General features: G+C 61.7%; 10 protein-coding genes. 3 read left to right on the top strand and 7 right to left on the bottom strand.

The genetic code is table 11. From position 1 onward, the window contains the following. Positions 1 to 3 precede the first annotated feature (3 nt). Positions 4 to 765, bottom strand: a complete 762-nt coding sequence (locus M0654_RS18290) for an SDR family NAD(P)-dependent oxidoreductase (RefSeq protein WP_248684319.1) — start codon at positions 763 to 765, stop codon at positions 4 to 6. Beyond that, the gene (locus M0654_RS18285; protein ID WP_248684318.1) at positions 762 to 2618 is read right to left on the bottom strand and encodes a feruloyl-CoA synthase; all 1857 of its coding nucleotides are present in this window, start codon (positions 2616 to 2618) and stop codon (positions 762 to 764) included. The genes M0654_RS18290 and M0654_RS18285 overlap by 4 nt, the downstream gene beginning before the upstream one ends. Before the next feature lie 174 nt (positions 2619 to 2792). Between M0654_RS18285 and M0654_RS18280 the strand changes: the two genes are divergently transcribed. Genes M0654_RS18280 through M0654_RS18270 form a run of 3 tightly spaced genes read left to right on the top strand, consistent with a single transcriptional unit; the run spans position 2793 to position 4953 of the window. Then, complete coding sequence (locus M0654_RS18280) at positions 2793 to 3587, top strand: crotonase/enoyl-CoA hydratase family protein (protein WP_248684317.1); 795 nt, start codon at positions 2793 to 2795, stop codon at positions 3585 to 3587. Positions 3588 to 3600: 13 nt separating this feature from the next. Beyond that, the gene (locus M0654_RS18275; RefSeq protein ID WP_118851172.1) at positions 3601 to 4056 is read left to right on the top strand and encodes a MarR family winged helix-turn-helix transcriptional regulator; all 456 of its coding nucleotides are present in this window, start codon (positions 3601 to 3603) and stop codon (positions 4054 to 4056) included. Positions 4057 to 4077: 21 nt separating this feature from the next. After that, on the top strand, positions 4078 to 4953 hold the full coding sequence (locus M0654_RS18270) for an amidohydrolase family protein (RefSeq protein WP_248684316.1): 876 nt from the start codon (positions 4078 to 4080) through the stop codon (positions 4951 to 4953). A 16-nt stretch (positions 4954 to 4969) separates the two neighbouring features. On the opposite strand, the gene scpA is transcribed toward M0654_RS18270, so the two are convergent. The 5 genes from scpA to M0654_RS18245 form a co-directional block, all read right to left on the bottom strand. Beyond that, on the bottom strand, positions 4970 to 7105 hold the full coding sequence (gene scpA / locus M0654_RS18265; protein WP_248684315.1) for a methylmalonyl-CoA mutase: 2136 nt from the start codon (positions 7103 to 7105) through the stop codon (positions 4970 to 4972). A 109-nt stretch (positions 7106 to 7214) separates the two neighbouring features. After that, the gene (locus M0654_RS18260; RefSeq protein WP_248684314.1) at positions 7215 to 9233 is read right to left on the bottom strand and encodes an acetyl-CoA carboxylase biotin carboxylase subunit; all 2019 of its coding nucleotides are present in this window, start codon (positions 9231 to 9233) and stop codon (positions 7215 to 7217) included. A gap of 2 nt (positions 9234 to 9235) precedes the next feature. Next, positions 9236 to 9613, bottom strand: coding sequence for a hypothetical protein (locus M0654_RS18255; RefSeq protein WP_118851168.1), 378 nt, complete (start codon positions 9611 to 9613; stop codon positions 9236 to 9238). Positions 9614 to 9630: 17 nt separating this feature from the next. After that, positions 9631 to 11163: an acyl-CoA carboxylase subunit beta gene (locus M0654_RS18250; RefSeq protein ID WP_248684313.1), complete on the bottom strand. Its 1533-nt coding sequence runs from the start codon at positions 11161 to 11163 to the stop codon at positions 9631 to 9633. Positions 11164 to 11270: 107 nt separating this feature from the next. Further along, complete coding sequence (locus tag M0654_RS18245; protein WP_248684312.1) at positions 11271 to 12428, bottom strand: iron-containing alcohol dehydrogenase; 1158 nt, start codon at positions 12426 to 12428, stop codon at positions 11271 to 11273. Positions 12429 to 12848 lie beyond the last annotated feature (420 nt).

Here is a 12848-nt window from a genome sequence, read left to right as displayed (position 1 = left end):
GGACTACTTCGGCTGCATCCGGAGCGCCCCGTCGAGCCGGATAACCTCGCCGTTCACGTAACTGTTCTCGACCAGGAAGCGCACCGTTTCGGCAAACTCCGCCGGATCCCCGAGCCGGGCCGGATAGGGGATTGCAACTGCCAGACTGTCCTGCGCCTCCTGGGGCAGGGCCTTGAGCAATGGCGTAAAGAACAGGCCCGGCGCGATGGTGTTGACCCGGATGCCGAAGCGGGAGAACTCACGTGCGGCCGGCAGCCCGAGCGAGACGATGCCGCCCTTGGACGCCGAATAGGCAGCCTGGCCGATCTGGCCTTCGAAGGCCGCTACCGATGCCGTGTTGATGATGACGCCGCGCGCCTTGTCTTCGCGCTCCGGAGCCTGCGCCATGCGCTCCGCGCCAAGCCGCATCATGTTGAAGGTGCCGATCAGGTTGACGCGGATCGCCTTCTCGAACTCCGCGAGCGGCAGTGGCCCTTCGCGACCGAGGATGCGGCCGGCGGTGGCGATGCCGGCGCAATTGACGAGAATCCGCAGGCCGTCGCCGGCCTTTACCGCGACATCCAAAGCAGACGATGCATCGTCTTCACTCGCCACGTCACCCGCGAGTGCCACGCCGCCGATCTCGGCCGCCACCTTTTCGGCCGCCTCCTTGTTCCTGTCGAAGATATGGACGACGGCGCCGCGACTGGCCAGGAGCCGTGCTGTCGCCTCTCCCAGCCCGGATCCGCCACCGGTCACGAGCGCGCTCGAACCTTCTATCTTCATGCCGCCAGTTCCTTTCCAACCTTGATCACGCCCTGCACATCGGCATAAAGCGCCTCCACCAGATCCCCACGATGCGCCAGAACCGCCCGCTGGTTGATGGACCCCTTGTCCGTGACCTCGCCCTTTTCGAAACGCAGTGGATCGGTCATCAGCATGATGCGCATGACGCGCGTTGCCGAGCCACTCGCCTGCGCCTGGTGTTCCTTCAGGCGCTCGGCGATTGCGGCGCGAACCTGGGGATGAGCAACGACCTGCTCGTCCGTCAGGTCATCCGCACCGCCCAAGAGCTTGCGCAGCGCCGGCATGAACGGCACCGCCAGTGCCCCGAGCTCGGCGCGGTTTTCGCCTGTGATCACCGCGTCGCGGATCAGTCCGCCGAACTGGTTGACGATCTGGGCGCGCAATACGCCGACCGCGACCCAGGTGCCTGTCTGCAGCTTGAAATTCTCGGCAATGCGGCCGTCGAAGTAAAAGCCCTTGCGTGGGTCGTAAGGCACGGCGAACTTTACCGCGTCCCCGATGCGATAGAACCCTTCGTCATCGAAGGCTTCGCGCGTCAGCTTTTCGTTGCGCCAGTAACCGGGGGTGACGTTTGGTCCCTTCAGGCGCAGCTCATATTTTTCGTCGATCGGCACGAGCTTCATGATGACGCCCTGGCCCGGAATACCGATATTGCCCGGCTTGTCCTGCGGATCGGTGCAGAACAGCGCAAAAGGCGCGGTTTCCGTCGATCCGATGCCGGTTGCAAGTGGCACATGCTCGCCGATCGTCATCTCCGAGAGGTCGAGCAACGCATCCCACGTATGCTGGGCCATGCCGGCACCGGCATACATCAGCATCTTCAGGTCCTTGAAGAAGTTCTTGCGGAGCGCTTCATCCTCGCGCATCGCCTGGATCAGCATCTCGTAGCCGGCCGGCACGTTGAAGTACCAAGTGGGGGCTACATCGCGCAGGTTGGCGATGGTCTGGCCGATCAACGCCGGCGATGGCTTGCCGCGGTCGATATAGTAGGTGCCGCCGTTGTAGATGACGAGGTTGAAGCACTTGCTGCCTGCCGCCGTGTGGTTCCAGGGCGCCCAATCCACCAGGATCGGCGGCTCGTCGCGGAAATAGGCGTAACAATCCGCCACCTGTTCCTGGTTCGAACATAGCATGCGTTGCGTCTGGATGACCGCCTTCGGCGAACCCGTCGTGCCGGAGGTGAAGAGAAATTTCGCGACGGTGTCGGGCCCAACGGCATCGAAGGCGGCAGTCACGGCATCCGTGGGCTTGGTCTTCAGGATTTCATCGAAGCTGAACATCTGCGCGCGGTCGTCCGGGATGTTGCGCATCGCCGCAAACGGCATGTCAGCACCAAATGCCGTATCCACTGCCTTGCGGAAGGCGGCCGCGTCGTCCGCGAAGACAAGACCAGGCGTGATCTGACGCGCAATGTCGTGGAGTTTGCCGAAGTCTGCGGAGATCGTGGCATAGGTCGGGGCCACCGCTGCGGAAGGAACGCCGACATGCTGGGCGCCCAGCGCCATCAAGGCGTGTTCGATCGAGTTTTCGGAGAGGATGACCAGAGGATTTTCCGGTGACAGGCCGAGATCGAGCAGGAATTGTGCAATCCGTTCGACGGCATCGACCGCTTCGCGGTAGCTCACCTTGCGCCACTCGCCGGTACCCTCGCGGTCTGCCATCCAGGTTCGGTCTGGCGCCACCCTTGCCCAATGCAGGAGGCGCTCGTTCATCTTGTCGGGGTAAGGCCCCAACGGATCTTCGCGCCAGATGACGAATTCGCCATTCGGCCGCTCCTCCCATCGCACGGTTGGCGACCATAGCTTTACATCACGCACGGCTTTGCCAGCCATACCATCCTCCCAGATGCAGCATCCTCAGCTCCCAAATTTTGTTTACAAAGAAACAATCTCTCTGTAAACGATCAATCACTTCAGGTAGCCGATGGGAGCGGCCGCCAAAGGACCAAGAAGGCGGGTAAACCGCTTCTTTCTCGACGCCTGCTCTTTTCGGAGGAGACACAAACCATGGCCGATCAGGCGGCAACCAGCTTCGTCACCTATGAACTCCGCGGCAAGATCGCGCATATCGGCCTCAACCGTCCGGAAAAGCGCAACGCGATCAGCGACCGCTTCATCGAGATGATCGCCGAAGCCGTGACACGTGCGGAAGCCGAGGCAAAAGCCGTTGTCCTGTTTGGCCACGGCGACCACTTTTGCGCCGGGCTCGACCTTGCCGAACACGTGAAGAAGACACCGATCGAAGGTGTTCGCGGCTCACGGCGCTGGCATGCAGTGTTTGCCGGCATCGAGCATGGCACGATCCCGTGGATTTCCGCGCTGCATGGCGCTGTTGTCGGCGGTGGCCTCGAGCTTGCGGCATCCACCCATATCCGCGTTGCGGAAAAGTCTGCTTTCTTTGCGCTTCCCGAGGGCCAGCGCGGCATCTTTGTCGGCGGTGGCGGCTCCGTGCGCGTGGCACGCCTCACTGGCACGGCCCGCATGACCGACATGATGCTGACCGGCCGCGTTGCTTCCGCCGAAGAGGCGGAGCGCTGGAACCTGGTGCAGTACATCGTCGATGCCGGCCAGGCGCGCGAAAAGGCGCACCAGCTGGCGGAAGCTGCGGCCAGCAACGCCGAAATCTCGAACTACGCTGTCATCAATGCGCTGCCGCGCATCCAGGACATGGCGAAGGAGGACGGCCTGTTCGTCGAATCTTTCATCTCCTCTTTCACTGCGACGAGCCCTGAGGCAGAAGAGCGCCTGCGCGCCTTCCTCGAGAAGCGCGCTGCGCGCCTGAAGGCGCCTGGTTCAAGTTGAGGAGCATTCGAAGATGGATATGCCGGTCCGAGTGGCAGATGACGTAGATCTGGGACGATTGGACTCGGCGCTTGGTTTCCTTCTGCGCATGGCCCAGTTGAAGGTCTACGAGCGCTTCTTCGAGACGCTTGGCGACAAGGACCTGAAGCCCGGCGAGTTTTCAGTGCTTTGGGTCATCTCCCGCAATCCCGGCATCCGCCAGAGCGTGCTCGGCCAGCGCCTGATGATCAAGCGGGCCCACATGACCAAGCTGATCCGCGGTTTTGAGGACAGGGGCCTGGTGACGCGACGTGTGCCGGATGAAGACCGTCGCGCGGTCGAGATCACGCTGACGCCGGAAGCGGCGGCGCGGGTGGAAAAAGCGGCAGAATGGTTCTTCGATTTCGAGGATGCTGTCGGCAACAACCTGTCATCGGCCGAACAGAAGCAGCTGACCTTGCTGCTCAGGAAGATTGTCGGACTGAACTGAAACCAGCCGGGAGGAGCCATCTTGAACATCGACGAGCTGATCGCGATCGACATACATACCCATGCCGAGGAGCCGTGCTGCGGGCCGCGCGACGATGGTTATGACGACTTCCAGGCCGGCATGGCCAAATATTTCAAGAACCCGGCCGGCCACAAGGGCATGCTGCCGACGGTAAACGAGACAGCCGTCTACTACCGGGAACGCAAGATCGGCTGCGTGATCTTCCCGGTCGATGCCGAACGCGAGACCGGCTTTCGTCGCTACAACAATGAAGAAGTGGCGATGATCGCCGCTGAAAACAGCGACATCATGATCCCCTTTGCCTCGATCGATCCGGCCAAGGGCAAGATGGGTGCCCGCGAGGCGCGCCGTCTGGTGCGGGAGTTTGGCGTCAAGGGCTTCAAGTTCCACCCGACCATGCAGGCCTTCTACCCGAACGACAGGATGGCCTACCCGCTTTACGAAGCGATTGCCGAAGAAGGCGCGATCACGCTCTTCCACACCGGCCAGACAGGGGTCGGTGCCGGCATGCGCGGCGGAATGAACATGCGCCTTAAATATTCAAACCCGATCTACCTGGACGATGTCGCGGCTGACTTCCCCGACATGCCGATCATCCTGGCGCATCCCTCCTTCCCTTGGCAGGAAGAGGCGCTATCGGTCGCCACCCACAAACCGAACGTCTATATCGACATGTCCGGCTGGTCGCCGAAATATTTCCCGCCGATCCTCGTCCAGTACGCCAATTCGCTGCTGAAGCATAAAATGCTGTTCGGCTCCGACTGGCCGGCGATCACGCCGGATCGCTGGCTCTCAGACTTTGCTGGCATCGCAATCAAGGACGAGGTTCGCCCGCTGATCCTCAAGGAAAACGCCCGCAGGCTGCTCAAGATCTAGCTGCGGGCGCCAACGCTCAGATATTGCGTCGCTTGCCTTCGAGGATATCGATGATCGAGTTTGCGGCATCAAGCACATTGGTGCCGGGACCGAAAACGGCGGCGACGCCATTTTGCAGCAGGTAATCGTAATCCTGTCGCGGGATGACACCACCGACCACGACAATGATGTGGCCGGCGCCACGGGCCTTCAGTGCCTCGACAAGCTGGGGTGCCAGCGTCTTGTGGCCAGCGGCGAGCGATGACATGCCGACCACCTGCACCTGTTCGCGGATGGCAAGGTCAGCCGCCTCTTCCGGCGTCTGGAACAGGGGACCGGCCAGAACCTCAAATCCGATATCACCGAAAGCCGAGGCAATGACCTTGGCGCCGCGGTCGTGGCCGTCCTGGCCGAGCTTGGCGACCATGACCTTCGGCTTGCTGGACGCCGCGCTGTAAGTCTTCAGCCGGCTCACGATCGTCTGGTATTCCGGATCGTCCTCGTAAGCCGTGCCGTAGATATCGCCCACCACCGTCGGCTGGGCGGAGTGACTGCCGAAGGCCTGACGCATGGCATCCGAAATCTCCCCGACCGTGGCGCGGGCGCGTGCTGCCTCGATTGCGACTTCCAGCAGATTGCCCTCGCCGGTTTCCGCTGCCTGTTCAAGAACGGAGAGTGCTGCCGCGACGCGCTTCGGATCACGCTGCCTGCGAACTTCCTCGAGCCGCTTGATCTGGGCATTGCGGACCGCGGTGTTGTCGATCGCAAGGATGTCGATCGGCTCCTCGTTTTCCAGTCGGTACTTGTTGACGCCGACAATGATCTCCTCGCCGCGGTCGACCTTCGCCTGGCGCAGCGTCGCGGCCTCTTCGATCAACCGTTTCGGCAAGCCTTCGGCCACGGCGTTGGTCATGCCGCCCATGGCTTCCACTTCCTGGATTAGAGCCCAGGCCTTGTCGGCGAGCTCCTTTGTGAGGCTCTCGACGTAATAGGATCCAGCAAGCGGATCCACGACCTTTGTGACACCTGTCTCGTGCTGCAGGATGAGCTGCGTGTTGCGGGCGATACGAGCCGAGAAGTCAGTTGGCAGGGCCATGGCTTCGTCGAGCGCATTGGTATGCAGCGACTGCGTGCCGCCGAGTACCGCGGACATCGCTTCATAAGCGGTGCGTATGACGTTGTTGTAGGGATCCTGCTCCTGCAGCGAGACACCGGAGGTCTGGCAGTGCGTGCGCAGCATCAGCGAGCCAGGCTTCTGCGGCTTGAACTCCTCCATGATCCGCGCCCAAAGAAGGCGCGCAGCCCGCAGCTTTGCCGCTTCCATGAAGAAGTTCATGCCGATCGCAAAGAAGAAGGACAGCCGGCCGGCGAAGTCATCAACATTCAGCCCCTTGGCGAGCGCCGCGCGCACGTACTCGCGTCCGTCCGCCAGCGTGAAAGCCAGTTCCTGAACCAGCGTCGCACCTGCCTCCTGCATATGGTAGCCGGAGATCGAGATGGAGTTGAAGCGAGGCATTTCCTTTGCCGTATATTCGATGATGTCGGCGACGATCCGCATCGAAGGCTCGGGCGGATAGATATAGGTGTTGCGGACCATGAACTCCTTGAGGATGTCGTTCTGGATGGTGCCGGAAAGCTCGGCCCGCGAACAGCCTTGTTCCTCACCGGCAACGATGAAGGAGGCGAGGATCGGGATGACTGCGCCATTCATGGTCATCGACACCGACATCTCCTTCAGCGGGATGCCGTCGAACAGGATCTTCATGTCCTCGACCGAATCGATTGCCACGCCGGCCTTGCCGACATCACCTTCGACGCGGGGATGGTCGGAATCATAACCGCGATGGGTCGCAAGGTCGAAGGCGACCGAAAGGCCCTTTTGCCCGGCTGCGAGGTTCCGCCGGTAAAAGGCGTTTGATTCCTGTGCCGTGGAGAAGCCGGCATATTGGCGGATCGTCCAGGGCCGGCCCGCATACATCGTGGCGCGCGGGCCGCGCACGAAAGGCTTCATGCCCGGTAACGAATCGAGATGGTCAACGCCTTCGAGATCGGCCGCCGTATAGAGCGGCTTGATGTCTATCCCTTCCGCCGTGTGCCAGGTCAGCGTCCCGGGAGAGGCCTTGAGTTCCTTCTCGGCCAGTTGTTCCCAATCCTTCAGGGTCTTCTCCGACATCGGTCGCTCCTCGATACGCCTCTGTTCACACGCGAATTGCTCCGCGGTGCTTGGAATTCACGTTAGCGGAGCGCGGAAGCTGCCTTGCATCTCCCGCGTCTTCCCGCCCTTATTCGAACTCCATGATCAGTTCGTCGACCGCCAGGCTCTGGCCGGCTGCGGCCGCCACGTGCTTCACCACGCCCTGCTTTTCCGCCTTCAGCACGTTTTCCATCTTCATCGCTTCGACGGTCGCCAGCGTCTGGCCCGCTTCGACACGGTCGCCTGCCTTGACGGCGACCGAGGTGATGACGCCCGGCATCGGGCAAAGCAGCATCTTCGACGTATCCGGCGGCAGCTTCACCGGCATCAGGCGCGCCAGTTCGGCGACACGCGGCGAGCGGACACGTGCAGTCACATCCATGCCGCGCCAGCGGAGCCGGATGGCAGAGCTGATCAGGTCGATCTTCACGCCGATCGTTTCGTCGCCGACACGGAAGGAGGCATGGCTTTGGCCCGGCAACCAGCCGCTGCCAATCGAGATCCGCGTTCCGTCGGCAAACACGGCATCAGCGCCGGCAGGCCCGCGTTCCAGCGAAACAGCATGCTCGGAGCCTGCGAGCGTTACCACCCAATCCTTGCCCACGTCCCGACGGTGGTTGCCGATGGTGCCGGAGATCTGCACCGCCCGTTCCTGGATCGCCTGGTTAGTGAACACGGCGATGGCCGCCAGCTTGCGCCCCGCCGCCTCGTCCACCGAAATACCGGAAAAGCCGTCCGGAAACTCTTCGGCGATATAGGCGGTGGTAAGCTTTCCGGAGCGGAAGCGTTCCTGGTGCATGACCGCCGACAGGAACGGCAGGTTATGGCCGATGCCTTCGACTTCGAAATCATCAAGCGCCCGGCCCATGGCATCGATCGCCGCCGTGCGGTTTTCGGCCCAGGTGCAGAGCTTGGCGATCATCGGGTCGTAATACATCGAGATCTCGCCGCCCTCAAAGACGCCGGTGTCGTTGCGAACGATGACCTCTCCCCCTTGGCCGTCGGGACGGTTGCCTTCCTTCGGCGGGCGATATCGCGTGAGCCGCCCGATCGACGGCAGGAAGCTGCGATAGGGATCTTCGGCATAAAGCCGGCTTTCGATCGCCCAGCCGTTGAGCTTCACATCCGCCTGGCCGAACGACAGCGTCTCGCCGGCGGCAACCCGGATCATCTGTTCGACAAGATCGATGCCGGTGATGAGTTCGGTGACCGGATGCTCCACCTGCAGGCGGGTGTTCATTTCGAGGAAGTAGAAGTTGCGCTCGCCATCAACGATAAATTCCACCGTGCCGGCGGAGAAGTAACCAACGGCTTTCGCAAGCGCGACGGCCTGTTCACCCATCGCCTTGCGGGTCGCCTCATCCAGGAACGGCGACGGCGCTTCTTCAATAACCTTCTGGTTCCGCCGCTGGATCGAACATTCGCGCTCGCCGAGATAGAACGTGTTGCCGTGCTGGTCGCCCAGCACCTGGATTTCGATATGGCGCGGCTGCGTGACGAATTTTTCGATGAAGATACGGTCGTCACCAAAGGAGCTCTTGGCTTCATTGCGCGACGACTGGAAACCTTCGCGGGCTTCCTCGTCGTTCCAGGCAATGCGCATGCCCTTGCCGCCGCCGCCTGCCGACGCCTTGATCATCACCGGATAACCGATGGAGGCGGAAATCCTGACCGCCTCCTCGGCATCTTCGATCAGCCCCATATGCCCCGGCACGGTGCTGACACCGGCTTCCGCGGCAAGCTTCTTCGAAGTGATCTTGTCACCCATCGCCTCGATCGCCTTGACCGGAGGACCAATGAAGGCGACGCCTTCCTTCTCCAGCGCCTGCGCAAAGGCTGCATTCTCCGACAGGAAGCCGTAACCGGGATGCACCGCATCCGCGCCCGTCCGGCGAATGGCGTCCAGGATCTTGTCGATGACGATATAGGACTGGTTCGACGGCGCGGGACCTATATGCACCGCCTCGTCGGCCATGCGCACATGCAGTGCGTCACGGTCCGCATCCGAATAGACCGCAACGGTTGCGATCCCCATCTTCTTTGCCGTCTTGATCACCCGGCAGGCGATTTCGCCACGATTGGCAATGAGGATTTTGCGGATCGCCATGCTCAGACCTCCAGCACGTCTTCAAAGGCTTCCGGGAAGCTTTGGCGCGCAACCTTTTCGTTGATGACCAGCAGCGCCTGGTAGGACAGCGGATCGAAATCCTTCTCCGCCGGAATGACCTCACGTCCGAAAAGAAGGTTCAGCCGTGCGGCATCCAGATTGCCTCGCTCGAAGGGCTCGTCACCGAAATGATGCCAGAGCGCATGCAGGAATGCCGTATCGACCAGATGTTCCTTGGAGCCGGGACGTGAACGGCGCGGCAGGGCCTTGAGTGGCGTCACACCTTTGGGATTGGCGCGGCGGATGGTGAACTGGATGCCCGTGCCCGGCATGCCGCCCGGAAAGCCGCGATGCTTGGTCATCTCAGGAAGATTGGCCATGAATGCTTCTCCATCCCTTACAAGGGAATCGTATCGTGTTTCTTCCAGTGCGTCGTCACCTGCTTGTTGCGGAGCGAAGCAAAGGCGCGGGCAATGCGGCGGCGCGAGGAATGCGGCATGATGACTTCATCGATGAAGCCACGCTCAGCGGCGACAAACGGATTAGCGAACCGCTCCTCATATTCCTTGGTGCGCGCGGCGATCTTTTCCGGATCACCAAGTTCAGAGCGGTACAGAATCTCGGTTGCGCCCTTGGCCCCCATCACGGCGATCTCGGCCGTCGGCCAGGCATAGTTGATGTCGGCGCCGATATGCTTCGACGCCATGACGTCATACGCGCCGCCATAGGCCTTGCGGGTGATCAGCGTCACCATCGGCACGGTCGCTTCCGAATAGGCGAAAAGCAGTTTGGCACCGTGCTTGATGACGCCTCCATATTCCTGCGCCACGCCCGGCAGGAAGCCGGGGACATCGACGAGCGTCAGGATCGGGATCGAGAAGGCATCGCAGAAGCGCACGAAGCGGGCCGCTTTGCGCGAGGAATCGATGTCGAGGCAGCCAGCCAGTACCATCGGCTGGTTGGCGACGACACCGATCGTTTCGCCCTCGAGACGGATGAAGCCGGTAATGATGTTCCTGGCATAGGCTTCCTGGATCTCGAAGAAGTCACCTTCGTCGGCGATTGCCAGGATCAGTTCCTTCATGTCGTAGGGCTTGGCGGCGCTGTCCGGGATCAGGCTGTCGAGACGGTTCTCGACCCGCGCCGGATCATCGTAGAAGGGACGCACAGGGGCCTTGGCCCGGTTGTTTGCCGGCAGGAAATCGAAAAGCTGGCGCACCGCTTCCAGTGCTTCGATATCATTTTCGAAGGCAGCATCGGCAACCGAGGATTTCTGGGTATGCGTGCGCGCACCCCCCAGCTCTTCCGCGGTAACCACTTCATTGGTGACCGTCTTCACCACATCCGGACCGGTCACGAACATGTAGGAGCTGTCACGCACCATGAAGATGAAGTCGGTCATGGCGGGCGAATAAACCGCGCCGCCGGCGCAAGGTCCCATGATCACCGAGATCTGCGGGATGACCCCCGAGGCTTCGGCATTGCGCCGGAACACTTCGGCATAACCGGCAAGCGAGGCGACACCTTCCTGGATGCGCGCGCCACCGGAATCGTTGAGCCCGATCACCGGTGCCCCGACCCGCACCGCCATGTCCATGATCTTGCAGATCTTCTGCGCGTGGGTCTCAGACAGCGAGCCGCCAAGCACAGTGAAATCCTGTGAGAAGACATAGACCTGGCGGCCGTTGATCGTGCCCCATCCGGTCACCACGCCATCGCCAGCGACCTTCTGTTCAGCCATGCCAAAGTCCACCGCACGGTGGGTGACATACATGTCGAACTCTTCGAAGGAGCCTTCGTCCAGCAGCACCTCAATGCGCTCGCGCGCCGTCAGCTTGCCCTTGGCATGTTGTGCATCAATCCGGCGCTTGCCGCCGCCAAGCCGCGCCTCGGCACGACGCTTTTCTACTTCACCCAGAACTGCGCGCATGATCACTCCCGGTGCTCGCTTGAGGTTTATCTAGCGCCTGAAGGCTGCGGAGGAAACCAAAGAACGCCAACATAGACCAATTTACGAGACGGAGCCGGGTCTTCCTCTCACCAGGCGGCGCGATAGATCGCCAGCGCGTCCTCTTCACCGACCGGCCGGGGATTGTTGACGAGCAGGCGCTGCTGCTTCATCGCATCGGTCGCCATCTTGGGAAGCGCGTCTTCAGGGATACCAACATCCCGCAGCCGCGGCGGCAGTCCAAGCCGGCTACCGAGTTGCTGAAGTTCGTTGATGAAGGCGCCGCAACGGGCGCCTACGGGAATATCTCCGAGCGACGGGAAGGCGTCTGCCGCGATCTGCGCATAGACTTGCGATGCGACTTCGGCATTAAAGCGTAGCACATGCGGCAGCACAAGCGCGTTCGACAACCCATGCGGAATGTGGAAGCTGCCGCCGATCGGGTAAGCAAGCGCATGCACGGCCGCCACGGGCGAATTCGCAAAGGCCCGGCCTGCCAGCATCGAACCGAGAAGCATCGCGCCGCGCGCGTGCCGGTCCCGGCCATCAAGGACGGCCTTTTCGAGGTGGGCGCCGAGAAGCCGCAACGCCTCAAGGGCCAGCATCTTGGACAGGGGGTTATTGTTGGGGTTAATCGAGGCAAAAGCCTCGATCGCATGGACCATGGCATCAACGCCCGTTGCCGCGGTGATTGCCGGCGGCAGGCCAAGCGTCAGCTCAGGATCAAGCAGCGCGACATCAGGCAGCAGGAGAGGACTGGAGACGCCGCGTTTTTCTTCTTCCCCCACGGTGATGATCGCGACCGGGGTTACTTCCGATCCAGTTCCGGCGGTCGTCGGCACGAGAACCAGCGGAAGTCGCGGGCCCTTGGCATTTCCCACACCCCAGGCATCATCCAGCGCCTCACCCGAGCCGAGCAGCAGCGCCACGAGCTTGGCTACGTCCATGGATGACCCGCCGCCGAAACCAACGACGGCCGTTGCGCGAAACTCGCGTCCTGCCGCCACCGCGTTCATCAGCGTCTGCAGGGAAGGATCGGCTTCTACCGCATCGAACACCGTGACCTCAGCACCTTGCTTCCTCATCGAGTCGAGCACCGGATCAAGCAGCCCTAGCCGCCGAATTCCCGCATCCGTGACAACAAGCACGCGAGCGCCAAGCACCTGCCGGCAGAGGGCCCCGATCTCCCCAGCCGCGCCTGCGCGAAAGATGATGCTTTTCGTGGTGTTGAAGATGAACCCGTTCAATGCCTTGCTCCTCCCAAGTCCGCTGGCGGAGGTGGCAGCCTAACGAGGCGAAGCATTCGGCTCAAGGTGACGACGTCGTTTAGCCTTACGTGATATCGAAGCTGGTTACCGGTATGACCGGCGCGCTGCGGATCATCTGTTCTATCGCGACAACATCGGCTGCCTTGCAGCAACGCGCGCGCGCCGGCAGCAACCTTTTCCGCGGGCACCCGGCCGCCGGCTTGAACTACCGTTGGGTCTGACGACCGAGCCCTAAAAACTCGATGCGACGGGGGGCGCAGCACGGTGATGATCTTAAGATGGATTCGGTGCGTCAGGCGCCGCGCCTAGAACCCGTCCTGGATACCGAGAAGCGCTAGCCGCAACGCAAAAAGCCCCGCCAGGGGCTTATGAGGTGTCCGGGATTTATGTTTTTAGGAT

It is taken from the genome of Neorhizobium turbinariae (genome assembly GCF_023223505.1).
GTDB lineage: Bacteria > Pseudomonadota > Alphaproteobacteria > Rhizobiales > Rhizobiaceae > Neorhizobium > Neorhizobium turbinariae.
This window is presented reverse-complemented; position numbering and strand designations above follow the sequence as displayed.